Here is a 24,209-nt window from a genome sequence, read left to right on the forward strand (position 1 = left end):
CTGACTTACTTCTCTATAAGGACCTGTCATGAGCAAGACACGTATTGCCTTTATCGGAGCCGGTAACATGGCCGCCAGCCTGATCGGCGGCCTGCGCGCCAAGGGCCTGGACGCCGCGCAGATCCGCGCCAGCGACCCCGGCGCAGAAACCCGCGCGCGGGTTCACGCCGAGCACGGCATCGAACTGTTCGCCGACAACGCCCAGGCCATCGACGGCGCCGACGTGGTCGTGCTGGCGGTCAAGCCGCAAATGATGAAAGCCGTCTGCGAGGCCCTGCGCCCGCACCTCACGGCGCAGCAACTGGTGGTGTCCATCGCCGCTGGCATCACCTGTGCCAGCATGGCCAAGTGGCTCGGCGAGCAACCCATCGTGCGCTGCATGCCCAACACCCCGTCGCTGCTGCGCCAAGGGGTGAGCGGCCTGTACGCCACTGGCGCCGTCACCGAGGCGCAACGCCAGCAGGCGCAAGAGCTGTTGTCGGCCGTGGGCCTCGCCCTGTGGCTGGAAAACGAGCAGCAACTGGACGCGGTCACCGCCGTCTCCGGCAGCGGCCCGGCGTACTTCTTCCTGCTGATCGAAGCCATGACCGCCGCCGGCGAGAAACTCGGCCTGCCCCGCGACATCGCCGCCCAACTGACCCTGCAAACCGCACTCGGCGCCGCCCACATGGCGGTGGCCAGCGACGTGGACGCCGCTGAGCTGCGCCGCCGCGTCACCTCCCCGGCCGGCACCACCGAAGCGGCCATCAAATCATTCCAGGCCGGCGGCTTCGAGGCGCTGGTCGAAACCGCCCTGGGCGCCGCCGCACATCGCTCGGCCGAAATGGCCGAACAACTGGGCCAATAAGGAGCCATTCATGATTGGATTGGAAACCGCAGCCATCTACGTGCTGCAAACCCTCGGCAGCCTGTACCTGCTGATCGTGCTGTTGCGTTTCGTGCTGCAACTGGTACGCGCCAACTTCTACAACCCACTGTGCCAGTTCGCGGTCAAGGCCACCCAGCCGCTGCTCAAGCCGCTGCGCCGGGTCATTCCCAGCGTGTTCGGCCTGGACATGTCGTCCCTGGTGCTGGCCCTTATCCTCCAGGTGCTGCTGATGGCCGTGACCATGCTGCTGGCCTACGGCACCACGGGCGCCCCGCTGCAACTGCTGATCTGGGCGATCATCGGCGTGACGGCGCTGTTCCTGAAGATTTTCTTCTTCGCCCTGATTATCAGCGTGATCCTGTCCTGGGTCGCACCGGGCAGCCATAACCCGGGCGCCGAGTTGGTCAACCAGATCTGCGAGCCGGTGCTGGCGCCGTTTCGCAAGATCCTGCCCAGCCTGGGCGGCCTGGATATCTCGCCGATCCTCGCGTTCATGGTGCTCAAGCTGCTGGACATGCTGGTCATCAACAACCTCGCCGCCATGAGCCAGATGCCGGACATCCTGCGCATGCTGATCTGACCCGGTGAGCTATTTCCGCTGGGACGGCGAGGATCTGATCCTCGAATGCCACCTGCAACCGGCGGCCCGCAGCGATGATTTCTGCGGGCTGCACGGCGAGCGCCTGAAAATCCGCCTCACCGCACCGCCCGTCGAGGGCAAGGCCAATGCCTACCTGATGGCTTTTCTGGCCAAGGCCTTCGGGGTCGCCAAAAGCCAGGTGAGCCTGCTCAGCGGCGAGTTGAACCGGCAGAAACGGGTGCGCATCAGTGCACCGAAAAAACTCCCGCCGCTGCCGGGGCTGGAGCGCCCGGCGGGGTGATGAGCCGCCTCACTTATCGCGAGCAGGCTCGCTCCCACAAGGTTATGCAATGACGTGTGGGAGCGAGCCTGCTCGCGAGGGGGACGCCACGGTACAGCCGCTTGCCGCTAGGGGCCCTGCTCTTTAGACTTACGCCTCATTTAAATGAGAGCAGGGTCGATGCCAACTGCCTTTCCCGCCGATTCCGTTGGTCTGGTGACGCCCCAAGTGGCGCACTTCAGTGAACCCCTCGCCCTGGCCTGCGGCCGTTCGCTGCCCGCCTATGACCTGATCTATGAAACCTACGGTGAGCTGAACGCCACGGCCAGCAACGCCGTGCTGATCTGCCATGCGCTGTCGGGCCATCACCATGCCGCTGGCTACCACAGCCCCGACGACCGCAAGCCCGGTTGGTGGGACAGCTGCATCGGCCCCGGCAAGCCCATCGATACCCACCGCTTCTTCGTCGTCAGCCTCAACAACCTGGGCGGCTGCAACGGCTCCACCGGCCCAAGCAGCACCAACCCGGACACCGGCAAGCCGTTTGGCGCCGACTTCCCGGTGCTCACGGTCGAAGACTGGGTGCACAGCCAGGCGCGCCTGGCCGACCTGCTGGGCATCGACCAATGGGCCGCGGTGATCGGCGGCAGCCTGGGCGGCATGCAGGCCTTGCAGTGGAGCATCAGCTACCCCGAGCGCATCCGCCATTGCCTGGCCATCGCCTCGGCGCCTAAGCTCTCGGCGCAGAACATCGCCTTCAACGAAGTGGCGCGCCAGGCCATCCTCACCGACCCCGAGTTCCACGGCGGCTCGTTCCAGGAGCACGGTGTGATCCCCAAGCGCGGGTTGATGCTGGCGCGGATGGTGGGGCACATCACCTACCTGTCGGATGACTCCATGGGCGAGAAATTCGGCCGCGGCCTCAAGAGCGAAAAGCTCAACTACGACTTCCACAGCGTCGAATTCCAAGTGGAAAGCTACCTGCGCTACCAGGGCGAAGAATTCTCCGGGCGCTTCGACGCCAACACCTACCTGCTGATGACCAAAGCGCTGGACTACTTCGATCCGGCGGCGAACTTCGACGATAACCTGGCGAAAACCTTCGCCGGGGCCAAGGCCAAGTTCTGCGTGATGTCGTTCACCACCGACTGGCGCTTCTCCCCGGCCCGCTCGCGGGAACTGGTGGACGCCCTGATGGCGGCGAAAAAAGACGTCTGCTACCTGGAAATCGACGCCCCCCAGGGCCACGACGCCTTCTTGATCCCGATCCCGCGCTACTTGCAGGCGTTTGGCAATTACATGAACAGAATCCAATTGTGAGAACGCCATGAGAGCTGATCTGGAAATCATCCAGGAATGGATCCCCGCCGGCAGCCGCGTGCTCGACCTTGGCTGCGGTGATGGCGAACTGCTGACCTGGCTGCGGGACAACAAGCAAGTCACCGGTTATGGCCTGGAAAACGACCCGGACAACATTGCCGAATGCGTGGCCAAGGGCATCAACGTGATCGAGCAGGACCTGGACAAGGGGCTGGGCAACTTCGCCAGCAACAGCTTCGATATCGTGGTGATGACCCAAGCCCTGCAAGCGGTGCACTACCCGGACCGAATCCTCGACGAAATGCTGCGCGTGGGCCGCCAGTGCATCATCACCTTCCCCAATTTCGGCCACTGGCGCTGCCGCTGGTACCTGGCCAGCAAGGGCCGCATGCCTGTGTCGGAATTCTTGCCGTACACCTGGTACAACACGCCGAACATCCACTTCTGCACCTTTGAAGACTTTGAAGAACTGTGCCGCGAACGTGCGGCGAAAGTCATCGATCGGCTTGCCGTCGATCAACAACACCGCCACGGGTGGGCCAGTAAGCTATGGCCTAACCTATTAGGTGAAATCGGTATTTACCGCGTCAGCAGTCCTGGCCTGCAAGATCACCAGGTCGCGGTCTGACCCCAACATTAACGGCTGTAGCAAGCGGGCTCGCCCGCGCTGGAGTGCGTAGCGCTCCTGATGCGGTGCTTGCTCAAACGCACTGAGGGGCCGCTGCGCTGCCCAGCGCGGGCCAGCCCGCTTGCTACTGCCCACAAATATTTTTTGAGGAGAACGATCATGGGACGTCTAGCCCTGTTAGCCCTGACTGCCTGCCTGAGCCTGAGCGCCATGGCCGCCGACGCCATCAAAGGCGAACGCAAGGAAGTTTTCGGTGACGTGACGGTGCACTACAACACCTTCAACTCCACCGCCCTGCAACCGGACATCGCCAAGGCCGCCGGCCTGGTGCGCGACAAGCATCAGGGGCTCATCAACCTCTCCGTGCTCAAGGCTGGCAAAGCGACGGACGCCACGGTCACCGGCACCCTCAAGGACCTGACCAGCAAAAGCGTGCCGCTGACGTTCAAGAAAATCACCGAACCCGGCGCGATCTACTACATCGCCCAATACCCGGTGGAGCAGCAGGAAGTCAGAACCTTCACCATCAGCGTTGAAACCGGCGGCCAAGCCCACAGTTTCAGCTTTAACCAAGAGCTGTTTCCGGGCCAATGATGAACTTCACCCAACTGGTTTTGGCCAGCCATAACGCCGGCAAACTCAAAGAACTCCAGGCCATGCTCGGCCAAGCGGTACAACTGCGCTCCATTGGCGAGTTCAGCCGCGTCGAGCCGGAAGAAACCGGCCTGTCGTTCGTCGAGAACGCCATCCTCAAGGCCCGCAATGCCGCGCGCATTTCCGGTTTGCCGGCGCTGGCCGACGATTCCGGGCTGGCGGTGGACTTCCTAGGCGGCGCGCCGGGCATTTACTCGGCGCGCTATGCCGACGGCCAGGGCGATGCGACGAACAACGCCAAGCTGCTCGACGCCCTCAAGGACGTGCCCGAGGCAGAGCGCGGCGCGCAGTTCGTCTGTGTGCTGGCCCTGGTGCGCCACGCCGACGACCCGCTGCCGATCCTCTGCGAAGGCTTGTGGCACGGGCGCATTCTCACCGCCGCCAGCGGCGAACATGGTTTTGGCTACGACCCGCTGTTCTGGGTGCCGGAGCGCGACTGCTCCAGCGCGCAGCTGAGCCCCGCCGATAAGAACCAGATCAGCCACCGCGCCCGCGCAATGGATTTGCTGCGCCAACGTCTGGGCTTGAAATGACCCACGACTCGCCCGCGTTGCCGCTGATCGTCGGCGGCACGCCCAGCACCCGCGCGGCATTACCGCTGTTGCCGCCGCTGGCGCTGTACATCCACATTCCCTGGTGCGTGCGCAAATGCCCGTACTGCGACTTCAACTCCCACACCGCCAGCCCCGTGCTGCCGGAAGAAGAGTACGTCGATGCCCTGCTGGCCGACCTCGACCAGGACCTGCACGCGGTATACGGCCGCGAGCTGAGTTCGATCTTCTTCGGTGGCGGCACCCCGAGCCTGTTCAGCGCCGCCGCCCTGGGCCGCCTGCTCAAGGGCGTGGAGCAACGTATTCCGTTCGCCCCGGGCATCGAAATCACCCTGGAAGCCAACCCTGGCACCTTCGAGCAAGAGAAATTCAGCGCCTACCGGGCCTTGGGCATCAATCGCCTGTCCATCGGCATCCAGAGTTTCCAGCAGGCCAAGCTCAGTGCGCTGGGGCGCATCCACAACGGCGACGAAGCGATCCGCGCCGCCGGCATGGCGCGCCTGGCCGGGTTCGACAACTTCAACCTGGACCTGATGCACGGCTTGCCCGATCAGTCCCTGGACGACGCCCTCGACGACCTGCGCCAAGCCATCTCCCTCAAGCCTACGCACCTGTCCTGGTACCAACTGACGCTGGAGCCGAACACGGTGTTCTGGAACCAGCCGCCGGTGTTGCCGGAGGACGACACCCTGTGGGACATCCAGGAGGCCGGCCAGGCTCTGCTGGCCGAGCACGGCTACGCGCAGTACGAGGTCTCGGCCTACGCCCAGCCCGGCAAAGCGGCGCGGCATAACCTCAATTACTGGAGTTTCGGCGACTTTATCGGCATCGGTGCCGGCGCCCACGGCAAGCTCAGCCACCCGGACGGGCGCATCGTGCGCACCTGGAAAACCCGCCTGCCCAAGGACTACCTCAACCCAGCCAAAAACTTCCAGGCCGGCGAAAAATACCTGGGCGACGACGAACTGCCATTCGAGTTCTTGATGAACGCCTTGCGCCTGACCGAGGGCGTGGCCGCCGAGCTGTACCCGCAACGCACCGGGCTGACGCTGCAAAGCCTGGCCCAGGGCCGCCGCGAGGCCGAACAAAGTGGCTTATTGCAGGTCGAACCGTCACGGCTGGCGGCCACCGAGCGCGGCCAACTCTTTCTCAATGACCTGCTACAGAAGTTTTTGAGCTGACTGGCTCTTTAAGGAAATCGAATGGACCTGGTACTCGACCTGCTCGCCACCGTCTCGCGCTGGAGCCGCAGCAACCTGTCGGACATCTCCCTGGCGCTGGTGGGCTGCCTGCTGGTGTTGTTTGGCGCCGATATCAAGGGCTGGGTCGAGCAACGCCTGGGCAACATCGCCGGCGCCTTGCGCGTACCGCTGATGGCCCTGCTGTGCATGATCGGCAGCGGCGCGGCGTTGATCTACGCCACACCGTGGATCGTGCGCGGCCTGAGCCAATTCAACAACTACAGCCTGGCGCCGGTGTTGTTGGTGGTGCTGGTGCTGATTGGGGTAGTGGCGGATCGCCGTTAACCACAACTGTAGGAGCGAGCCTGCTCGCGATGAGGCCGAAACCGCTATCGCGGGCGAGCCCGCTCCCACACTAGGTTTTGCCTGCTTTAAGACTGCTTCTCGAACTTCAAATCCCACACCCCATGCCCCAGTCGCTCGCCACGGCGCTCGAACTTGGTGATCGGGCGCTCGCTCGGGCGCGGCACGCAGCGGCCGTCTTCGGCGAGATTGCGGTAGCCCGGCGCGACGTTCATCACTTCCAGCATGTACTCGGCGTAGGGTTCCCAGTCAGTGGCCATGTGCAAGATGCCGCCGACTTTCAACTTGCTGCGCACCAACTCTGCGAAAGACGCTTGGACAATACGGCGCTTGTGGTGGCGGCTCTTGTGCCACGGGTCGGGGAAAAACAGCATCAGGCGATCCAGGCTGTTGTCGGCGATACAGCGGTTGAGCACTTCAATCGCATCGCAGTCGTACACCCGCAGGTTAGTCAGGCCCTGGGTCAGCACGCCGTTGAGCAACGCGCCGACACCTGGGCGGTGCACTTCCACACCGATGAAATCCTGCTCGGGCGACGCCGCGGCCATTTCCAGCAGGGAGTGGCCCATGCCAAAGCCGATTTCCAGGGAGCGCGGGGCCGAACGGCCAAACACTTGGTCAAAATCCACCGGCGCATCCGCCAGCGGCAGGACGAACAACGGCGTGCCTTGCTCCAGGCCTTTTTGCTGGCCTTCGGTCATGCGCCCGGCGCGCATCACGAAACTCTTGATACGGCGGTGCTTGGACTCGTCGCCTTCTTGCACGGTGTTCGGCGTTTCGTTTGATTCAGTCATCAATGGCTCTTACTTAATCAGACCATCCAGCGGCGAAGAGGCGCTGGCATAGAGTTTTTTCGGCATGCGCCCGGCGAGGTACGCCAGACGACCGGCAACGATTGCGTGCTTCATGGCTTCGGCCATCATGATCGGCTGCTGCGCATTGGCGATGGCCGAGTTCATCAGCACCGCCTCGCAGCCCAGTTCCATGGCGATGGTGGCGTCGGACGCGGTGCCGACACCGGCATCCACCAACACCGGGATCTTCGCTTCTTCAAGGATGATCTGCAGGTTGTAGGGGTTGCAGATGCCCAGCCCGGTGCCGATCAAGCCCGCCAGCGGCATGACTGCGATGCAACCGATTTCGGCCAGTTGGCGGGCGATGATCGGGTCGTCGCTGGTGTAGACCATCACGTCGAAACCTTCCTTGACCAGCACTTCGGCGGCTTTGAGGGTTTCGATCACGTTGGGGAACAGGGTTTTCTGGTCGGCCAGCACTTCCAGCTTCACCAAGTTATGGCCGTCCAGAAGCTCACGGGCCAGGCGGCAGGTGCGCACGGCCTCGATGGCGTCGTAGCAACCGGCGGTGTTCGGCAGGATGGTGTAGCGGTCTGGCGGCAGGATATCCAGCAGGTTCGGTTCGCCCGGGTTCTGGCCGATGTTGGTGCGGCGCACGGCAACGGTGACGATCTCGGCCCCCGAGGCTTCGATGGCCAGGCGGGTTTCTTCCATGTCGCGGTACTTGCCGGTGCCTACCAGCAAGCGCGACTGGTAGGTACGACCGGCCAGGACGAAAGGCTTGTCGCTGCGAACATTGCTCATCGGGAATCCTCGGTTGGGGAGAGGTTCTGCAGAAATCTTGTCGGCAAATTCAGGGAAAACGTAGCGAACGCGCTAGCTTCTAGCCGCCACCGATGGCGTGCACCACTTCGACGCTATCGCCGTCGTTCAGCGTGGTGTCGGCGTGCTGGCTGCGGGGGACGATATCCAGGTTGAGCTCGACTGCGACGCGACGCCCGGTCAACTCCAGGTGCGCGAGCAGGGCCGCAACGGTTGCACCGTCGGGCAGTTCTAAGGAATCACCGTTCAGCTGAATACGCATGCCAAAGGCCGCCATCGTTTTTAAGGGCCAGCATTCTAGCCCGATCCGTCAGGCCGACCCAAGCCCTCTGGTCAGCGGTGGTTTCAGGGCGTCGGTTGCAGGCGCCACGCGGCCAGGCCCAGGCAGAGCCAGCCCACCAGGAACGCGACGCCACCCAACGGGGTGATGATCCCCAGTTTGCTGATGCCGGTCAGGGTCAACAGGTACAGGCTCCCGGAAAACAGCAGGATGCCGAGGGTGAATGACGCGCCGGCCCAAGTCACCAAGCGTCCGGGCAGGTGCGCAGCTAGCAGCGCCACGCCCACCAGGGCCAGGGTGTGGACCAACTGATAGCTGACGCCGGTGTGGAAAATCGCCAGGTATTCAGCGCTGAGGCGGTTTTTCAAGCCATGGGCGGCGAACGCGCCAAGGGCAACGCCAGTAAAGCCGAAGAAGGCAGCCAGCATCACAAAGCCACGCAGCATGAGGAACTCCAGTCAGACTCGTAGGACAGGGTCTGTATAATGGCCCGCTCGACCGCTCCGGCCAAGCCATCTCTATGTTGCGTTTAATCTTTCGTCGTATCACCCAAGGCCTGCTCTGGTTCGCGGCTGGCAGCGTGCTGCTGGTGCTTGTGTTCCGCGTCGTACCGCCGCCGGGAACGGCATTGATGGTCGAGCGCAAGGTGCAGTCCTGGTTCAATGGCAAGCCCATCGACCTGCAGCGCGACTGGCAAGCGTGGGATGAAATCGCCAACGACCTGAAAGTTGCGGTGATTGCCGGCGAAGACCAGAAATTCCCCGAACACTGGGGTTTTGACGTCGGCGCGATCAAGGCCGCCCTGGCCCATAACGAGCGCGGTGGTTCGCTGCGCGGCGCCAGCACCTTGAGCCAGCAAGTGGCGAAGAACCTGTTTCTGTGGTCGGGCCGCAGTTGGCTGCGCAAGGGCCTGGAGGCCTGGTTCACGGGGCTGATCGAAATCCTCTGGCCCAAGCAACGCATCCTCGAGGTGTACCTCAACAGCGTGGAGTGGGACGACGGCGTGTTTGGCGCCGGGGCGGCTGCGCGCCATCACTTTGGCGTGAGCGCCCGCTCACTGTCGCGGCAACAGGCCAGCCTGCTGGCCGCGGTGCTGCCCAATCCCCGCGCCTGGAGCGCCAGCCGCCCAAGCCCTTACGTGGCACGGCGTGCCAGCTGGATTCGGCAGCAGATGAACCAGTTGGGGGGAGAGAGTTATCTGTTGGGGATCAATGATTCGCGGCGCTTGCCGTGGGCAGACTGACACAGCAGAAAAAGTGTGGGAGCGGACTTGCCCGCTCCCACATCCACACCTACATCCACTAGCAGTTTGAGATCAAGCGGCGATAGACAGCTTCAGCTTGTTCATCGCGCTTTTTTCCAACTGGCGGATACGCTCAGCCGATACGTTGTACTTCTGCGCCAGGTCATGCAGCGTGGCTTTTTCTTCTGCCAACCAGCGTTGGTAGAGAATGTCGCGGCTGCGGTCGTCCAGCACTTGCAGGGCTTCGTGCAGGTTGCTGGTGGAGTTATCGCTCCAGTCAGCATCTTCCAGTTGCCGCGCCGGGTCGTAGCGGTGGTCTTCGAGGTAATTGGCCGGCGACTGGAAGGCACTGTCGTCGTCCGCCTCGGCGGCCGGATCGAAGGCCATGTCATGGCCAGTCAGGCGGCTTTCCATCTCGCGCACTTCACGGGGCTCAACGCCCAGGCTTTCGGCCACGCGGTGCACTTCTTCGTTGTTCAGCCACGCCAGGCGTTTTTTCTGGCTGCGCAGGTTGAAGAACAGCTTGCGCTGGGCCTTGGTGGTCGCGACTTTCACGATGCGCCAGTTGCGCAGGATGAATTCGTGGATTTCCGCCTTGATCCAGTGCACCGCAAAGGACACCAGGCGCACGCCCATTTCCGGGTTGAAACGCTTGACCGCTTTCATCAGGCCCACGTTACCTTCCTGGATCAGGTCGGCCTGGGCCAACCCGTAGCCGGAATAGCTGCGGGCGATATGTACGACAAAACGCAGGTGGGCGAGCACCATCTGCCGAGCCGCCCCAAGATCCTGCTCATAATAGAGACTCTCGGCCAGTTCACGCTCCTGCTCGGGCGTCAGCAATGGAATGCTGTTGACCGTGTGCACATAGGCTTCCAGGTTTGCGCCTGGGACTAGGGCATAGGCAGGTTGCAAAGAAGTGGTCATACGAAAAAACCTCCGACTCACATAACTCGTGCAGTTCAGCACTGCGAAAATTGACCGGGAACCGTAGGACAAGTTCCCTAGAAAGCTGAAAGGTCAATACAAGCAAAAAGACACTACTTCGGCGCAAGCTCCCTGAGGTGCCTTGCGACGGCGATCCATGCACCGATATACCCTAACAGCACCGCGCCAAGCAAGAGTGACAGGCCGTCAGCAGGAGGCACGCCAGCCAGGGCAAAATCACTGCCATACAACCCGGCTAACCCCACCACTGCGTCGTTCAGCCAATCCAGGCCGAACGCCAGCAACCCCCACGAAAGAATCCCTGCACCCAAGCCATAAAGCGCGCCCATATATAGAAAGGGCCTACGCACATAGCTGTCGGTGCCGCCGACGAGTTTAATCACTTCTATCTCGGTGCGGCGGTTTTCAATATGAAGACGAATGGTATTGCCTATCACCAAAAGTAATGCAGACACCAAAAGCACGGTCAGACCGAAGACAAACCGGTCACCCAGCTTGAGGATTGCCGCAAGGCGTTCCACCCAGACTAGATCAAGTTGCGCCTGTTGCACCTTGGGCATCTCGGCCAGGCGCTGACGCAGGGTTTCCAGGGCTGCCTTGTCGACTTCCTTGGGCGTCACCAGCACCACACCCGGCAGGGGGTTCTGCGGCAATTCCTTGAGCGCTTCGCCGATCCCGGACTGCTGCTGGAATTCCTCCAGCGCCTGTTCGCGGCTGATGTATTGGGCATCCGCGACGCCCGGCATGGCCGCGATCTGCTCGCCCAATTGCTCGCCCTCGGCGGCGCTGGCGTCCAGTTGCAGGTAGAGGGAAATCTGCGCCGCCCGCTGCCACGAACCGCCGAGGCGCTCGACGTTGCCCAGCAGCAGCGACAGGCCCATGGGCAGGCTCAAAGCCACGGCCATCACCATGCAGGTGAAGAAACTGCCGATGGGCTGCTTACCCAGGCGCCGCAGGCTGTCGAGCAGGCTGGCGCGGTGGCTTTCGATCCAGGCGTGCAGCAGGGTGCGAAAGTCCGGGCCGTCGTCATCGTCGCGTTTTTTCTTGGCAGGTTTCGGATCCGCCGCCTTGGGCGCCACCCGCTCGGAAACCTTGGGACTGCGTGTGGCACTCATACCCCGGCCTCCCCGTCGCCGATCAGTCGGCCGCGTTGCAAGGTGAGCATGCGGTGGCGCATGCGGGCGATCAGGGCCAGGTCGTGGCTGGCGATCAGCACGCTGGTGCCCAAACGGTTGATGTCCTCGAACACCCCCATGATCTCCGCCGCCAGGCGCGGGTCGAGGTTACCGGTGGGTTCGTCCGCCAGCAGCAGGGCCGGGCGGTGGACGATGGCGCGGGCGATGCCGACGCGCTGTTGCTGGCCGGTGGACAGGTCGCCGGGGTAGAGGTCGGTCTTGTCCGACAGCGCCACGCGCTCCAGGGCCGAATCCACGCGCTTGGTGATTTCCGCCTTGGACAGACCCAGGATCTGCAACGGCAGGGCAATGTTGTTGAACACCGTGCGGTCGAACAGCAGTTGATGGTTTTGGAACACCACACCTATCTGCCGACGCAGGTAAGGAATTTGCGCATTGCTGATGGTCGCCAGGTCCTGGCCGGCCAGCAGCAGCTTGCCCGTGGTGGGGCGCTCCATCGCCAGCAGCAGGCGCAGCAGCGTGCTTTTGCCCGCGCCGGAATGGCCGGTGACAAACAAGAATTCGCCCCGACGTACTCGAAAGCTCAGCTCATGCAAGCCGACGTGGCCGTTCGGATAGCGTTTACCGACCTGTTCGAATCGAATCATGAGCGCTCCCGCTCGGCAAACAGTGCCTGGACAAAGGGTTCGGCTTCAAAGGTGCGCAAATCGTCGATGCCTTCGCCCACGCCTATGTAGCGGATCGGCAGGCCGAACTGCTTGGCCAGGGCGAAAATCACCCCGCCCTTGGCGGTGCCGTCGAGCTTAGTCAGGGCCAGGCCGGTCAGTTGCACGGTCTGGTGGAATTGCTTGGCCTGGCTGATGGCGTTCTGGCCAGTGCCGGCGTCCAGCACCAGCAGCACTTCGTGGGGCGCGTCGGCGTCCAGCTTGCCCATCACCCGGCGCACTTTCTTCAGCTCTTCCATCAGGTTGTCTTTGGTGTGCAGGCGCCCGGCGGTGTCGGCGATCAGCACGTCGATGCCGCGGGCCTTGGCGGCCTGCACGGCGTCGAAGATCACCGAGGCCGAATCGGCGCCCGTGTGCTGGGCGATCACCGGGATCTTGTTGCGCTCCCCCCACACCTGCAATTGCTCCACGGCCGCAGCGCGGAAGGTATCGCCGGCGGCCAGCATGACTTTCTTGCCTTCAAGTTGCAGTTTCTTCGCCAACTTGCCGATGGTGGTGGTTTTGCCGGCGCCGTTGACGCCCACCACCAGAATCACGAAGGGCTTGGTCTGCGCGCTGATGACCAGCGGTTGCTCGACCGGTTTGAGCATGTTCGCCAACTCGCCTTGCAGCGACTTGTACAGCGCGTCGGCATCGGCCAACTGCTTGCGGGCGACCTTCTGGGTCAGGCTCTGGATAATCACCGAAGTGGCTTCGACACCCACGTCTGCGGTCAGCAGGCGGGTTTCGATGTCGTCGAGCAGTTCGTCGTCGATCAGCTTCTTGCCTAGGAACAGGCTCGCCATGCCTTCGCCGATGCTGGCGCTGGTTTTCGACAGGCCTTGCTTGAGGCGGGCAAAGAAGCCGACCTTGTTCTCTTGCACCGCAACCGGTGCAGGCTCGCTGACAACGGGCAGCGATTCAACGATAGGTTCCATCGGGGTTGGCGCGGGCGCAACGGCCAACGCAGCGATGACCGGCTCCGGCTCGTGCGGGATCTCGACGACGGGCTCTGGCGCAGGCACGTGCTCGGCCACCGGCAGTTGCTCCACCGCTTGCTGGGTGGCGGTCGGGGCGGGAATCGGCGGCGTGATGTGCGGGGCGCAGTCGTCCGGGACCAGCGCCACCGGCTCTTCAGCCACTGGCAGGGTCAACCAGGGCTTGTGTTCGGCAACGGGGGCGGCCTCAGCCAGTGGCACGGGCTCGGCTACCGGTTGCAGCACCGGTTCGGCCAGCGGCAACACCACCGGCGCCGGGGCCTCGACGGCTGGCGTAGGCTCGGCAATCGGTTCAGGAGCGGGTTGCGGTTGCTCGCTGACGGCTTCCTGCGGCTTTTTGCGCAGCCATCCGAACAGGCCTTTCTTCTCGCCAGCCGCGGCTGGGGTCTTTTTGTCGTCGTTGGAACCAAACATGGAGGACGGCTATCTCAAGGTGGCGACGCGCCATTGGTGGCGCCCCGGCAAATAACTATTGGATGCGAAACAGACTACGATTAACCGAGCTTGTTCACGCGCAAGATGTTGTCAAAACGCCCAAGGCATCCGAAGAGCGCTTCTACACTGAACTGGAACGGCAAAATCGGCGAAAAAACGCAGTTTAGCTGATAAAACCAGGCTTTTTGCCGCTAACCCATGCAACCTTCTCAAGCACACTCTGATTCATCAGAGGCCTGATAGGCGTGGCCGCCAGTAAAACGGATCAGTATCCTAGGGCGTGTCATGCGTCATTACCAGTACCGCTCAAGAATGATGGCATGCCCAACCTCCTCGTCCGCTGCCCCGACCATCACGCGGGCAGCCCAACAGGTTAAAAAACGAATGAATGCTCTAGCCCGCCGCGCCGCAGGCCTGCTGCTCAGCACAGTTTGCCTGCCCTTTGCAGCCCTGGCTGCCGACCCGCAACCGACCCACGAATTCACCCTCGATAACGGCCTCAAAGTGGTCGTGCGCGAAGACCATCGCGCGCCGGTGGTGGTGTCCCAGGTCTGGTACAAGGTTGGCTCCAGCTACGAAACCCCGGGCCAGACCGGCCTGTCCCATGCCCTGGAACACATGATGTTCAAGGGCAGCAACAAGGTCGGCCCCGGCGAAGCCTCGTTGATCCTGCGCGACCTCGGCGCCGAGGAAAACGCCTTTACCAGCGACGATTACACCGCGTACTACCAGGTACTGGCGCGCGATCGCCTGCCCGTGGCCTTCGAGCTTGAAGCCGACCGCATGGCCAGCCTGCGCCTGCCACCGGAGGAGTTCAGCAAGGAGATCGAAGTCATCAAGGAAGAGCGCCGCCTGCGCACCGATGACAAGCCGATGTCCAAGGCCTACGAGCGCTTCAAGGCCCTGGCTTACCCGGCCAGCGGCTACCACACGCCCACCATTGGCTGGATGGCCGACCTGGACCGCATGAGCGTGCAGGAGCTGCGTCACTGGTACGAAACCTGGTACACGCCCAACAACGCCACCCTGGTGGTGGTCGGCGATGTCACCCCGGACGAGGTCAAGACCCTGGCCCAGCGCTATTTCGGCCCGATCCGCAAGCGTGACCTGCCGTCGGCGAAAATCCCTTTGGAACTGGCCGAACCCGGCGAGCGCCAGATCACCCTGCATGTGCAGACCCAACTGCCGAGCCTGATGCTGGGTTTCAACGTACCCAGCCTGGCCACCACCGACGACAAGCGCTCGGTTCACGCCCTGCGCCTGATCTCGGCGCTGCTCGACGGCGGTTACAGCGCACGTATCCCGAGCCAGCTCGAACGCGGCGAAGAAGTGGTGTCCGGTGGCTCATCGAACTACGACGCCTACACCCGCGGCGACAGCCTGTTCATGCTCACCGCCACGCCCAATACCCAGAAGCAAAAAACCCTGGCCCAGGCCGACGCGGGCCTGTGGCGCCTGCTTGAACAACTGAAAACCACCCCGCCCACCGCCGAAGAACTGGAGCGTGTGCGCGCCCAGGTTATCGCCGGGCTGGTCTACGAGCGCGACTCGATCACCAGCCAAGCCACCGCCATCGGCCAACTGGAAACCGTCGGCCTGTCGTGGAGGCTGATGGACACCGAATTGGCCGAGCTGCAAAGCGTGACCCCGGACGACATCCAGAAAGCCGCCCGCACCTACTTCACTCGCGAACGTCTCAGCGTTGCGCATGTACTGCCCGAGGAGACTACCCATGAGTGAGCGTAAATCCCCTGCCAAGGCTCTGATCGTACTGGTGGCCGTGGTGCTGCTCGGCGCGGCCGGCTTCTATTACCTCAACCGCGCGGGCGACACCGTCGCCAGCCCCGCGCTGGACAAGGCCCAAACCACCAAGACCCTGCAATCGCTGGCCGAACTGGATGGCAAGGCGCCAAGCCGGCGCAGCTTGAACGTGCAAGCCTGGAACACCGCCGAAGGCGCCCGGGTGCTGTTCGTCGAGGCCCGTGAGTTGCCGATGTTCGACCTGCGCTTGATCTTCGCCGCCGGCAGCAGCCAGGACGGCGCGACACCCGGCGTGGCCATGCTGACCAACGCCATGCTCAACGAAGGTGTGGCGGGCAAGGACGTCGGTGCGATTGCCGAAGGCTTCGAGGGCCTGGGCGCGGATTTCGGCAACGGTTCCTATAAGGACATGGCCGTCGCCTCCCTGCGCAGCCTGAGTGCCAGCGACAAACGCGAACCGGCCCTGGCGCTGTTCGCCGAAGTCGTCGGCAAGCCGACCTTCCCCGCCGATGCCCTGGCACGCATCAAGAACCAGGTGCTGGCCGGCTTCGAGTACCAGAAGCAGAACCCCGGCAAACTGGCGAGCCTGGAACTGATGAGCCGCCTCTACGGCGACCACCCTTACGCCCACCCCAGCGAAGGCACGGAGCAAAGCATCCCGCCCATCAGCCTGGTGCAGTTGCAAGCGTTCCACGAAAAAGCCTACGCGGCCGGCAACGTGGTGATTGCCCTGGTGGGCGACTTGTCCCGCAGCGACGCCGAAGCCATCGCCGCCCAGGTGTCCGCTGCCCTGCCTAAAGGTCCGGCCCTGGCGAAAATCCCGGAACCGGTGCAGCCCAAGGCCAGCATTGGCCATATCGAATACCCGTCCAAACAGACTCACCTGCTGCTCGCCCAACTGGGCATCGACCGCGCCGACCCGGATTACGCGGCCCTGTCCCTGGGCAACCAGATCCTGGGCGGCGGCGGGTTCGGCACGCGCCTGATGACCGAAGTGCGGGAAAAACGCGGCCTGACCTACGGCGTCTACTCCGGTTTCAGCCCGATGCAGGCCCGCGGCCCGTTCAACATCAACCTGCAGACCCGCGCCGAAATGAGCGAAGGCACCCTCAAACTGGTGCAGGACGTACTGGCCGACTACCTGAAAACCGGCCCCACCCAGAAAGAACTCGACGACGCCAAGCGTGAGCTGGCGGGCAGCTTCCCGCTGTCCACCGCCAGCAACGCCGACATCGTCAGCCAGTTGGGCGCCATGGGGTTCTACAACTTGCCGTTGAGCTATCTGGAAGACTTCATGCAACAATCCCAGGCCCTGACCGTCGAGCAGGTCAAAACGGCGCTCAACAAACACCTGAGCGCCGACAAAATGGTGATCGTCACCGCCGGCCCGACCGTTGCACAGAAGCCGTTACCGGCCCCTACTGATAAACCTGCCGAGCAGCCGCTCGGGGTTCCGGAGCATTAATGGCCCGTCCCACCAAGAAACCCGTCCACAACGTCCATAACGGCGTGAACCAACTGCGCATCATCGGCGGCGAATGGCGCAGCCGTCGCTTGAGCTTTCCCGACGCCCCGGGCCTGCGCCCAACGCCGGACCGCGTGCGCGAAACGCTGTTCAACTGGCTCGCCCCTTACGTGGCCGGGGCCAAGGTGTTGGACCCGTTCGCCGGCAGCGGCGCGCTGTTCCTCGAAGCCCTGTCCCGTGGCGCGGCCATGGGCCAGGCGCTCGATAGCAGCAACATCGCCGTCTCCAGCCTGCGCGAGCACCTGGGCACCCTGCGTTGCAGCGTCGGCCAGGTGCAGACCGCCGACGCTCTGCGCTACCTGGAAACCCAGCCCGCCATCGCCTTCGACCTGGTGTTCCTCGACCCGCCGTTCAACCAGAACCTGCTGCCCGCCACCTGCGCCCTGCTCGAAGAGCGCCAGTGGCTGGCGGACGAAGCCTGGGTCTACACCGAAAGCGAAGCGCCACCGTCGAGCCTGGGCCTGCCGGGCAACTGGCGCCTGCATCGCGAACAGAAGTCCGGGCGCGTCTACTACGCCTTGTGGCAACGTATGGCGCAGGCGGTCGGCTGACCGACCGTGTAACAAGGTGCGCAGCCACACTGCGCACCGCTGCTGCGAGACCCTCCGTGCCGACACCGCCGAACCACTTCACGCCCGCCCCGGGCCTGCGCAACCCGCACCTGCAAACCCTGTGGGGGCCGCTGTGGCGCAAAACCGTCCATTTAGAACGCCAGCGCGAACGCCTTTGGCTTGAGGATGGCGACTTCCTCGACCTCGACTGGCACGGCGCCCACGAACTGGAAACCCCACTGGTGCTGGTGCTGCACGGCCTCACCGGGTCGTCGAACTCGCCTTATGTCGCCGGCCTGCAACAGGCCCTTGCCGCCCAGGGCTGGGCCAGCGTGGCGCTGAACTGGCGTGGGTGTTCGGGGGAGCCCAACCTGCTAGCGCGCAGCTACCATTCCGGCGCCAGCGAAGACCTCGCCGCGGTGATCCGCCACTTACGGGCCAGGCGCCCCAGCGCGCCGCTGCACGGAGTCGGTTACTCCCTGGGCGGCAATGTGCTGCTCAAACACTTGGGGGAAACCGGCGAGGACAGCGGCTTGCAGAGCGCGGTGGCGGTGTCGGTGCCGTTTCGCCTCGACCAATGCGCCGACCGCATCGGCCAGGGCTTTTCGCGGGTCTACCAGGCCCATTTCATGCGCGAAATGCTCGCCTACATCAAAAACAAGCAGCGCCAGTTCCAGCACGACGGCCGCCACGAAGGCCTGGCCACCCTGCAAGGGCTCGGCTCGCTGAGCAACCTGCGTACCTTTTGGGACTTCGATGGCCGCGTCACCGCGCCGCTGCACGGCTACCGCGATGCCGACGACTACTATCGGCGCGCCTCCAGCCGCTACTTCCTCGCTACCATCACCACGCCGACCCTGATGATCCAAGCCGCCGACGACCCGTTCGTGTTCCCCCACAGCCTGCCCGACGCCAGCGAACTGGCACCCGGCACGCAATGGGAGCTACACACGCACGGCGGCCATGTGGGGTTCGTTGACGGCACCCTGCGCCGCCCCGGCTACTACCTGGAACGGCGCATACCGCAATGGCTGGCGCAGGGGGCGGGGCAATAAACGAGGAAGGCCCGGCCGGCTCCCACAGGGGCCGGTGGTGTACGGCCGTCAAGCGCCCTTGGCGACTTCCCGTGCAGGGTCGGTGATCCACTCACTCCACGAGCCGGCATACAACTGCGCCAGCGGATAGCCCGCCAGGCACAGGGCGAAGAGGTTGTGGCACGCCGTCACGCCGGAACCGCAATAGGCCACCAGTTCGCTCACTGGCCGCTCGCCCAGGTGGGCGGCGAAGCGCTGCTGGAGGGCCTGCGCACTGAGGAAGCGGCCATCGCTGCCCAGGTTGTCGGTGAACACTGCGCAGTGGGCGCCGGGAATGTGCCCGGCCACCGGGTCGATGGGCTCCACTTCACCGCGAAAACGCGCCTCGGCGCGGGCATCGAGCAAGGTCAAGGCCGGGTCGCCGAGGCGTTGTTGCAGTTGCTCGGCGCTGAGCAGCAGGCTGTTGTCCGGTGTGCCGGCAAAGTTGCCAACACCCTGGCGCGGCGCGTCGAGGCTCAAGGGCAGGCCGGCCGCGTGCCAGGCCTTGAGGCCGCCATCGAGGATAAACACCCCGTCGCGCTTGCCCAGCCAGGCCAACAGCCACCAGGCGCGGGCGGCGAAAGCTCCGGGGCCGTCGTCGTACAGCACGATGTCGCTGTCGTCATTCACGCCCCAGGCTTGCAGGCGCTCCACCAGGGCCTGCGGCTCGGGCAACGGGTGGCGCCCGGTCACGCCTTTGCTCACCCGGCCACTGAGGTCGCGCTCCAGGTCCGCGAACGAAGCCCCGGCGATATGCCCTTGGGCATAGCTGCGCTGGCCGTAGTCGAGGTCATCCAGGGCAAAGCGGCAATCGAGAAGCACCAGGTTCGGCTGGTCTTTCTTGCCGTCCAGGTCTTGCGGGCTGATGAGTTGCGCAATCGGCATAACAGGCTCCCGTGAGTTAAGGCTCAGGCCATCCTACAGTTCTTCCAGCGCCTGCCCCAGCGGCACGTAGTACTCCTCAAAAAGCGCGTCCACCGCGTCCCGTGCCTGCTCGGTGACGAAACCGGCCTCCAGCACCAGCACCTGATAAACCCCGCGCTTGATCGCTTCTTCGCTCAGGTGCGTGGAGTTTTCCCGGGTGGTGCACAAAAACCGCACCCAGGACGTGAGGATGATCCAGGCGTTGAGGGTCAGGGACTCGATCTGCACCTTGTCCATCGCCAGGATGCCGGCGGCGACAAAGCCTTCGTAGATGGCGCGGCCCTGGATCAGACAGCGCTGGGAGAAACGCCGGTAGCGCATGGCCAGGTCCGCGTCGCTGTCGAGCAAATGCTCCAGGTCGCGGTGCAGGAAGCGGTAGCGCCACATCGCCGCCAACAGGGCCTGCAAGTAGAAGCGCTTGTCTTCGACCGTCGCCGCGCGGCCCTGGGGCGGGCGCAGGAAGCTGTCCACCAGGCTTTCGTACTCGCTGAACAGCACGGCGATAATCGCCTGCTTGTTGGGGAAGTGGTAATAGAGGTTGCCCGGGGAAATTTCCATGTGGGCGGCGATGTGGTTGGTGCTGACGCTGCGCTCGCCCTGCTGGTTGAACAGCTCCAGGCTATTCTGGACGATGCGCTCGCTGGTTTTTATGCGTGGGGCCATGGGCAAGGGCTTTAATTCAGAGTGCGTTGGCGAGCATCTTACGGCCTAACCGCTTGTGGATAAATCAAAGTGACGCACAGTTCGGCCTTGACCTTTTAGAGTATAAGCTCTAGAAAATGCACAACTCGAATAAAACGGACGCCGCCATGCCTGCTGAAATCGCCTACCTGCAAGACGCCCAAGCCCAGCGCGACGAACTGCTCAAGCTTTTCCACGCCCAGCGCCAGGCCTACGCCGCCCATCCCATGCCCCCTGCGGCGCAGCGTCAGCAATGGCTCAAGGCCCTGGGCGATGTACTGAACAGCGAACGCCAGGCTTTGATCGCCGCCATCAGCGAGGATTTCAGCAACCGCAGCGCCGACGAAACCCTGCTCGCCGAGCTGATGCCCAGCCTGCACGGCATCCACTACGCCAGCCGCCACCTCAAGGCCTGGATGAAACCGTCGCGGCGCAAGGTCGGCCTGGCCTTTCAGCCCGCGTCGGCCAAAGTGGTCTATCAGCCCCTGGGGGTGGTGGGCGTGATCGTGCCGTGGAACTACCCGTTGTACCTGGCTATTGGCCCGCTGGTTGGCGCCCTCGCCGCCGGTAACCGGGTGATGCTCAAGCTCAGCGAGGCCACCCCGGCCACCGGGCAACTGCTCAAAACCCTGCTGGCGCGGGTGTTCCCCCAAGACCTGGTGTGCGTGGTATTGGGCGAGGCCGAGGTGGGCATGGCCTTCTCGCGGCTGCCGTTTGACCACTTGCTGTTCACCGGCGCCACCAGCATCGGAAAGCACGTGATGCGCGCCGCCGCCGAGAACCTCACCCCGGTGACCCTGGAGCTGGGCGGCAAGTCGCCGGCCATCGTCTCCAGCGACGTGCCGCTCAAGGACGCCGCCGAGCGCATCGCCTTCGGCAAAACCCTCAATGCCGGGCAAACCTGCGTCGCCCCGGACTACGTGCTGGTGCCGCAAGAGCGCGTCGGTTCCTTCGTCGAGGCCTACCGCCAGGCTGTGCGCGGGTTTTACCCCACGCTTGTGGATAACCCGGACTACACGGCAATCATCAACGATCGCCAACTCAACCGGCTTAACGGCTACATCAGCGACGCCACGAGCAAGGGCGCACTGTTGGTTCCGCTGTTCGAGCAGAACCAGGGCCGGCGTTTGGGCCACAGCGTGCTGCTCAACGTCAACGATGAAATGACGGTGATGCAGGACGAAATCTTCGGCCCGCTGCTGCCGATCGTGCCCTACAGCGGCCTCGACCAGGCGTTTGCCTACATCAACCAGCGGCCGCGCCCTCTGGCGCTGTACTACTTCGGCTACGACAAGGCCGAGCAGCAACGCGTGCTGCAGGAAACCCACTCCGGCGGCGTGTGCCTGAACGACACCCTGCTGCACGTGGCCCAGGACGACCTGCCCTTCGGCGGCATCGGCCCCTCGGGCATGGGCCAGTACCACGGCCATGAAGGCTTCCTGACCTTCAGCAAGGCCAAGGGCGTGCTGGTCAAGCAACGCCTGAACGCGGCGCGGCTGATCTACCCGCCCTATGGCACGGCCATCCAGAAGCTGATCCACAAACTGTTCATCCGCTAACGCGCCCCACTGCCGGTTAAAACAATAATGAATCCATGCCTGCCCGAGCCCGCCGCACTGTCGCGGCGCGGCCTTTTGAAGTTCAGCCTGGGCGCCAGCGCCTTCCTCGCCACCGCTGGCCTGGGCGCCAGCCTGAGCGGTTGTTCGGCCAGCCAACCGGCCAGCGGTTTTCTCGCCTTGCGCAGCGCCGACCTGCCCTTTGTGCGGGCGGTGATGCCGGTGATGCTCGACGGCGCCGTGGCCGCCGACGCCCTCCCCGCTGCGCTGGAGGGCGCCCTGCAAAGCCTGGACCGCAACCTGGCCTACCTCTCGCCAGAAATGCTCAAGCTGACCCGGCAACTGTTTGACGTGCTCGCCATGGCGGTCACCCGCGGCCCCCTGACCGGCATCTGGGGCGCGTGGGAAAACGCCAGCGGCGACGACATCCGCCACTTCCTCCAGCGCTGGGAAAACAGCAGCCTGAGCCTGCTGCGCATGGGCCACAGCTCCCTGCTGCAACTGGTGATGATGGCCTGGTACAGCCGCGCCGAGGCCTGGGCCCACTGCGGCTACCCGGGGCCGCCGCGGGTGTGAGGCGCTGTGACTGACAACCCAAGGGATGCCCCCGTGGGAGCGAACCTGCCCCAACCTCAACAATAAGAAAGAGACCCCTGATGCCCGTACCCGATCCGTTTCGCGATGGCATGGCCCGCGGCTGGAAAACCCATGACGGCTCCACCCTCACCCAAGACCTGACGCTTGAAGCCGACGTGGCCATCATCGGCAGCGGCGCGGGTGGTGGCACCACGGCCGAAATCCTCAGCGCCGCCGGCTATAAAGTGCTGTTGATCGAAGAAGGCCCGCTCAAGACCAGCAGCGATTTCAAAATGCTCGAAGACGCCGCCTACGCCAGCCTTTATCAGGAAGGCATCGGCCGTTTGAGCAAGGACGGCGCCATCACCATCCTCCAGGGCCGTGCCGTGGGCGGCACCACGCTGATTAACTGGACCTCCAGTTTCCGCACCCCGGCGCCGACCCTGGAACACTGGGCCCGCGAACACAACGTCAAAGGCCATGGCGTGGCCGAGATGGCGCCCTGGTTCGAGAAAATGGAACAGCGCCTGGGGGTCGCCCCATGGCGGGTGCCACCCAATGCCAACAACGAAGTCATCAAAAAAGGCTGCGAACAACTGGGCTACAGCTGGCAGGTGATCCCGCGCAATGTGCGCGGTTGCTGGAACCTGGGCTATTGCGGCATGGGCTGCCCGACCAACGCCAAGCAATCGATGCTGGTCACCACCATCCCTGCCACGCTGGAAAGCGGCGGCGAGTTGCTGTACCTGGCCCGCGCCGAAAAGCTGTTGATCGACGGCGAGCGCGTGACCGGCCTAGAATGCGTGGCCATGGACGAGCGCTGCGTGGCGCCCACCGGGCGGCGCATCCGCGTCAAGGCGCGTCACTACGTACTGGCCGGCGGCGGCATCAACAGCCCGGCGCTGCTGTTGCGCTCAGGCGCGCCAGACCCTCACGCACGCCTGGGCAAGCGCACCTTTCTGCACTTGGTGAACATGTCCGCCGGGCATTTCGACGAGGTCATCAACCCGTTCTATGGCGCGCCGCAGTCGATCTACTCCGACCACTTCCAATGGCAAAACGGCACCACCGGGCCCATGTCCTACAAGCTCGAAGTGCCACCCCTGCACCCGGCGCTGGCCGCCACCCTGTTCGGCGGTTTTGGCAGCGACAACGCCCTGCGCATGGCCCAACTGCCCAATACCCACGCCATGCTGGCGCTGATGCGCGACGGCTTTCACCCCGACAGCCCCGGCGGCCACGTGGAGCTGCGCGGCGATGGCACGCCGGTGCTCGACTACCCCGTCTCGGCCTACGCCTGGGATGGCCTGCGCCGGGCCTTCCACAGCATGGCTGAGATCCAGTTCGCCGGCGGCGCCAAAGCGGTAATGCCGCTGCACAACGACGCCCGCTACGTGAAAACCCTGGGCGAGGCCCGCGCCATGATCGACGGCCTGGACCTGGCGCTGTACCGCACGCGCCTGGGCAGCGCCCACGTGATGGGCGGTTGTGCCATGGGCGAAGCGGTGCAAAGCGCGGTGTGCGACAGCCTGGGGCGCCATCATCAGTTGGCTAACCTGTCGATCCACGACGGCTCGCTGTTCCCCACCAGCATCGGCGCCAACCCGCAATTGTCGGTCTATGGCCTGACCGCACAACTGGCCAGCGCCCTGGCCGAGCGGCTGAAAAACCCGTGAAAACCAGGATTATTCGCCGCGTCTATAGTGCTTTGTTCGCAAAAAGTCGGCTTGGCCCACCGGGATTGCTGCGCTACCATCCGACTCCCCAACGGACTCCC

At 63.9% G+C, this 24,209-nt stretch carries 27 protein-coding genes; 17 read left to right on the forward strand and 10 right to left on the reverse strand.

What is annotated here, in order from left to right; genetic code table 11:
• Nucleotides 1-28: 28 nt before the first annotated feature.
• From proC to AC19YT_RS05790, 9 genes are all read left to right on the forward strand, one after another.
• Nucleotides 29-847 carry a pyrroline-5-carboxylate reductase gene (proC, locus tag AC19YT_RS05750; protein WP_095109096.1) on the forward strand — a complete coding sequence of 273 codons (819 nt, stop codon included), beginning with the start codon at nt 29-31 and terminating at the stop codon, nt 845-847.
• A gap of 10 nt (nt 848-857) precedes the next feature.
• Nucleotides 858-1,448, forward strand: a complete 591-nt coding sequence (locus tag AC19YT_RS05755) for a YggT family protein (RefSeq protein ID WP_095109097.1) — start codon at nt 858-860, stop codon at nt 1,446-1,448.
• A gap of 4 nt (nt 1,449-1,452) precedes the next feature.
• Complete coding sequence (locus AC19YT_RS05760; RefSeq protein ID WP_095109098.1) at nt 1,453-1,749, forward strand: DUF167 domain-containing protein; 297 nt, start codon at nt 1,453-1,455, stop codon at nt 1,747-1,749.
• 159 nt (nt 1,750-1,908) lie between these two features.
• Entirely contained in the window at nt 1,909-3,048 is a 1,140-nt protein-coding gene (gene metX / locus AC19YT_RS05765; RefSeq protein ID WP_095109099.1) for a homoserine O-succinyltransferase MetX, read from the forward strand.
• A gap of 7 nt (nt 3,049-3,055) precedes the next feature.
• A complete protein-coding gene (gene metW, locus AC19YT_RS05770; RefSeq protein ID WP_500609909.1) occupies nt 3,056-3,676 on the forward strand; it encodes a methionine biosynthesis protein MetW in 621 nt (206 codons plus the stop codon).
• Nucleotides 3,677-3,835: 159 nt separating this feature from the next.
• Nucleotides 3,836-4,270, forward strand: coding sequence for a DUF4426 domain-containing protein (locus tag AC19YT_RS05775; RefSeq protein WP_095109101.1), 435 nt, complete (start codon nt 3,836-3,838; stop codon nt 4,268-4,270).
• Nucleotides 4,267-4,863, forward strand: a complete 597-nt coding sequence (rdgB, locus tag AC19YT_RS05780; protein WP_500609910.1) for an RdgB/HAM1 family non-canonical purine NTP pyrophosphatase — start codon at nt 4,267-4,269, stop codon at nt 4,861-4,863. The genes AC19YT_RS05775 and rdgB overlap by 4 nt, the downstream gene beginning before the upstream one ends.
• Entirely contained in the window at nt 4,860-6,062 is a 1,203-nt protein-coding gene (hemW, locus tag AC19YT_RS05785; protein WP_095109103.1) for a radical SAM family heme chaperone HemW, read from the forward strand. The genes rdgB and hemW overlap by 4 nt, the downstream gene beginning before the upstream one ends.
• 21 nt (nt 6,063-6,083) lie before the next feature.
• Nucleotides 6,084-6,407, forward strand: a complete 324-nt coding sequence (locus tag AC19YT_RS05790) for a DUF3392 domain-containing protein (RefSeq protein ID WP_095109104.1) — start codon at nt 6,084-6,086, stop codon at nt 6,405-6,407.
• An 86-nt stretch (nt 6,408-6,493) separates the two neighbouring features.
• Here the strand turns inward: AC19YT_RS05790 and trmB are convergent, their stop codons facing one another.
• From trmB to AC19YT_RS05810, 4 genes are all read right to left on the reverse strand, one after another.
• The gene (gene trmB, locus AC19YT_RS05795) at nt 6,494-7,219 is read right to left on the reverse strand and encodes a tRNA (guanosine(46)-N7)-methyltransferase TrmB (protein ID WP_095109105.1); all 726 of its coding nucleotides are present in this window, start codon (nt 7,217-7,219) and stop codon (nt 6,494-6,496) included.
• Between the two features lie 9 nt (nt 7,220-7,228).
• On the reverse strand, nt 7,229-8,023 hold the full coding sequence (locus AC19YT_RS05800; protein ID WP_095109106.1) for a thiazole synthase: 795 nt from the start codon (nt 8,021-8,023) through the stop codon (nt 7,229-7,231).
• A 79-nt stretch (nt 8,024-8,102) separates the two neighbouring features.
• Nucleotides 8,103-8,303 (reverse strand): sulfur carrier protein ThiS, encoded by a 201-nt coding sequence (thiS, locus tag AC19YT_RS05805; RefSeq protein WP_095109286.1) that lies wholly within the window; start codon nt 8,301-8,303, stop codon nt 8,103-8,105.
• 83 nt (nt 8,304-8,386) lie between these two features.
• Entirely contained in the window at nt 8,387-8,767 is a 381-nt protein-coding gene (locus AC19YT_RS05810) for a DUF423 domain-containing protein (protein ID WP_095109107.1), read from the reverse strand.
• 74 nt (nt 8,768-8,841) lie between these two features.
• Between AC19YT_RS05810 and mtgA the strand changes: the two genes are divergently transcribed.
• Nucleotides 8,842-9,564, forward strand: a complete 723-nt coding sequence (gene mtgA, locus AC19YT_RS05815) for a monofunctional biosynthetic peptidoglycan transglycosylase (protein ID WP_500609911.1) — start codon at nt 8,842-8,844, stop codon at nt 9,562-9,564.
• A 72-nt stretch (nt 9,565-9,636) separates the two neighbouring features.
• Here the strand turns inward: mtgA and rpoH are convergent, their stop codons facing one another.
• The 4 genes from rpoH to ftsY form a co-directional block, all read right to left on the reverse strand.
• The gene (gene rpoH / locus AC19YT_RS05820; protein WP_095109109.1) at nt 9,637-10,491 is read right to left on the reverse strand and encodes an RNA polymerase sigma factor RpoH; all 855 of its coding nucleotides are present in this window, start codon (nt 10,489-10,491) and stop codon (nt 9,637-9,639) included.
• 113 nt (nt 10,492-10,604) lie between these two features.
• Entirely contained in the window at nt 10,605-11,627 is a 1,023-nt protein-coding gene (ftsX, locus tag AC19YT_RS05825; protein ID WP_500597363.1) for a permease-like cell division protein FtsX, read from the reverse strand.
• The gene (gene ftsE / locus AC19YT_RS05830) at nt 11,624-12,295 is read right to left on the reverse strand and encodes a cell division ATP-binding protein FtsE (protein WP_093418294.1); all 672 of its coding nucleotides are present in this window, start codon (nt 12,293-12,295) and stop codon (nt 11,624-11,626) included. The genes ftsX and ftsE overlap by 4 nt, the downstream gene beginning before the upstream one ends.
• The gene (gene ftsY / locus AC19YT_RS05835) at nt 12,292-13,764 is read right to left on the reverse strand and encodes a signal recognition particle-docking protein FtsY (RefSeq protein ID WP_500609912.1); all 1,473 of its coding nucleotides are present in this window, start codon (nt 13,762-13,764) and stop codon (nt 12,292-12,294) included. Before ftsY ends, ftsE begins: the two co-directional genes overlap by 4 nt.
• A 405-nt stretch (nt 13,765-14,169) precedes the next feature.
• Between ftsY and AC19YT_RS05840 the strand changes: the two genes are divergently transcribed.
• The 4 genes from AC19YT_RS05840 to AC19YT_RS05855 are packed head-to-tail and all read left to right on the forward strand — an operon-like array spanning nt 14,170 to nt 18,677.
• Nucleotides 14,170-15,525 (forward strand): M16 family metallopeptidase, encoded by a 1,356-nt coding sequence (locus AC19YT_RS05840; RefSeq protein ID WP_500609913.1) that lies wholly within the window; start codon nt 14,170-14,172, stop codon nt 15,523-15,525.
• Entirely contained in the window at nt 15,518-17,011 is a 1,494-nt protein-coding gene (locus AC19YT_RS05845) for a M16 family metallopeptidase (protein WP_500597368.1), read from the forward strand. The genes AC19YT_RS05840 and AC19YT_RS05845 overlap by 8 nt, the downstream gene beginning before the upstream one ends.
• On the forward strand, nt 17,011-17,622 hold the full coding sequence (rsmD, locus tag AC19YT_RS05850; RefSeq protein ID WP_095109114.1) for a 16S rRNA (guanine(966)-N(2))-methyltransferase RsmD: 612 nt from the start codon (nt 17,011-17,013) through the stop codon (nt 17,620-17,622). The genes AC19YT_RS05845 and rsmD overlap by 1 nt, the downstream gene beginning before the upstream one ends.
• A 56-nt stretch (nt 17,623-17,678) precedes the next feature.
• A complete protein-coding gene (locus tag AC19YT_RS05855) occupies nt 17,679-18,677 on the forward strand; it encodes a hydrolase (protein ID WP_500609914.1) in 999 nt (332 codons plus the stop codon).
• A 48-nt stretch (nt 18,678-18,725) separates the two neighbouring features.
• Here AC19YT_RS05855 and AC19YT_RS05860 read toward each other — a convergent pair whose 3' ends face one another.
• On the reverse strand, nt 18,726-19,580 hold the full coding sequence (locus AC19YT_RS05860; RefSeq protein ID WP_095109116.1) for a sulfurtransferase: 855 nt from the start codon (nt 19,578-19,580) through the stop codon (nt 18,726-18,728).
• Nucleotides 19,581-19,613: 33 nt separating this feature from the next.
• Nucleotides 19,614-20,282: a TetR/AcrR family transcriptional regulator gene (locus AC19YT_RS05865; protein ID WP_095109117.1), complete on the reverse strand. Its 669-nt coding sequence runs from the start codon at nt 20,280-20,282 to the stop codon at nt 19,614-19,616.
• A 146-nt stretch (nt 20,283-20,428) separates the two neighbouring features.
• On the opposite strand from AC19YT_RS05865, the gene AC19YT_RS05870 reads away from it, so the two are divergent.
• From AC19YT_RS05870 to AC19YT_RS05880, 3 genes are all read left to right on the forward strand, one after another.
• On the forward strand, nt 20,429-21,859 hold the full coding sequence (locus AC19YT_RS05870) for a coniferyl aldehyde dehydrogenase (RefSeq protein ID WP_500609915.1): 1,431 nt from the start codon (nt 20,429-20,431) through the stop codon (nt 21,857-21,859).
• Between the two features lie 27 nt (nt 21,860-21,886).
• The gene (locus AC19YT_RS05875) at nt 21,887-22,432 is read left to right on the forward strand and encodes a twin-arginine translocation pathway signal protein (RefSeq protein WP_095109119.1); all 546 of its coding nucleotides are present in this window, start codon (nt 21,887-21,889) and stop codon (nt 22,430-22,432) included.
• 80 nt (nt 22,433-22,512) lie between these two features.
• Nucleotides 22,513-24,108 (forward strand): GMC family oxidoreductase, encoded by a 1,596-nt coding sequence (locus AC19YT_RS05880; RefSeq protein WP_500609916.1) that lies wholly within the window; start codon nt 22,513-22,515, stop codon nt 24,106-24,108.
• The last annotated feature ends 101 nt before the right edge of the window (nt 24,109-24,209 follow it).

This window comes from Pseudomonas sp. MF08875 (genome assembly GCF_059862525.1).

Coding starts and splice junctions, on each gene's coding strand:
- proC (WP_095109096.1), top strand. CDS start 29: ATGAGCAAGACACGTATTGCCTTTATCGGAGCCGGTAACATGGCCGCC.
- AC19YT_RS05755 (WP_095109097.1), top strand. CDS start 858: ATGATTGGATTGGAAACCGCAGCCATCTACGTGCTGCAAACCCTCGGC.
- metX (WP_095109099.1), top strand. CDS start 1,909: ATGCCAACTGCCTTTCCCGCCGATTCCGTTGGTCTGGTGACGCCCCAA.
- metW (WP_500609909.1), top strand. CDS start 3,056: ATGAGAGCTGATCTGGAAATCATCCAGGAATGGATCCCCGCCGGCAGC.
- AC19YT_RS05775 (WP_095109101.1), top strand. CDS start 3,836: ATGGGACGTCTAGCCCTGTTAGCCCTGACTGCCTGCCTGAGCCTGAGC.
- rdgB (WP_500609910.1), top strand. CDS start 4,267: ATGATGAACTTCACCCAACTGGTTTTGGCCAGCCATAACGCCGGCAAA.
- hemW (WP_095109103.1), top strand. CDS start 4,860: ATGACCCACGACTCGCCCGCGTTGCCGCTGATCGTCGGCGGCACGCCC.
- AC19YT_RS05790 (WP_095109104.1), top strand. CDS start 6,084: ATGGACCTGGTACTCGACCTGCTCGCCACCGTCTCGCGCTGGAGCCGC.
- trmB (WP_095109105.1), bottom strand. CDS start 7,219: ATGACTGAATCAAACGAAACGCCGAACACCGTGCAAGAAGGCGACGAG.
- AC19YT_RS05800 (WP_095109106.1), bottom strand. CDS start 8,023: ATGAGCAATGTTCGCAGCGACAAGCCTTTCGTCCTGGCCGGTCGTACC.
- thiS (WP_095109286.1), bottom strand. CDS start 8,303: ATGCGTATTCAGCTGAACGGTGATTCCTTAGAACTGCCCGACGGTGCA.
- AC19YT_RS05810 (WP_095109107.1), bottom strand. CDS start 8,767: ATGCTGCGTGGCTTTGTGATGCTGGCTGCCTTCTTCGGCTTTACTGGC.
- mtgA (WP_500609911.1), top strand. CDS start 8,842: ATGTTGCGTTTAATCTTTCGTCGTATCACCCAAGGCCTGCTCTGGTTC.
- rpoH (WP_095109109.1), bottom strand. CDS start 10,491: ATGACCACTTCTTTGCAACCTGCCTATGCCCTAGTCCCAGGCGCAAAC.
- ftsX (WP_500597363.1), bottom strand. CDS start 11,627: ATGAGTGCCACACGCAGTCCCAAGGTTTCCGAGCGGGTGGCGCCCAAG.
- ftsE (WP_093418294.1), bottom strand. CDS start 12,295: ATGATTCGATTCGAACAGGTCGGTAAACGCTATCCGAACGGCCACGTC.
- ftsY (WP_500609912.1), bottom strand. CDS start 13,764: ATGTTTGGTTCCAACGACGACAAAAAGACCCCAGCCGCGGCTGGCGAG.
- AC19YT_RS05840 (WP_500609913.1), top strand. CDS start 14,170: ATGAATGCTCTAGCCCGCCGCGCCGCAGGCCTGCTGCTCAGCACAGTT.
- AC19YT_RS05845 (WP_500597368.1), top strand. CDS start 15,518: ATGAGTGAGCGTAAATCCCCTGCCAAGGCTCTGATCGTACTGGTGGCC.
- rsmD (WP_095109114.1), top strand. CDS start 17,011: ATGGCCCGTCCCACCAAGAAACCCGTCCACAACGTCCATAACGGCGTG.
- AC19YT_RS05860 (WP_095109116.1), bottom strand. CDS start 19,580: ATGCCGATTGCGCAACTCATCAGCCCGCAAGACCTGGACGGCAAGAAA.
- AC19YT_RS05865 (WP_095109117.1), bottom strand. CDS start 20,282: ATGGCCCCACGCATAAAAACCAGCGAGCGCATCGTCCAGAATAGCCTG.
- AC19YT_RS05870 (WP_500609915.1), top strand. CDS start 20,429: ATGCCTGCTGAAATCGCCTACCTGCAAGACGCCCAAGCCCAGCGCGAC.
- AC19YT_RS05875 (WP_095109119.1), top strand. CDS start 21,887: ATGAATCCATGCCTGCCCGAGCCCGCCGCACTGTCGCGGCGCGGCCTT.
- AC19YT_RS05880 (WP_500609916.1), top strand. CDS start 22,513: ATGCCCGTACCCGATCCGTTTCGCGATGGCATGGCCCGCGGCTGGAAA.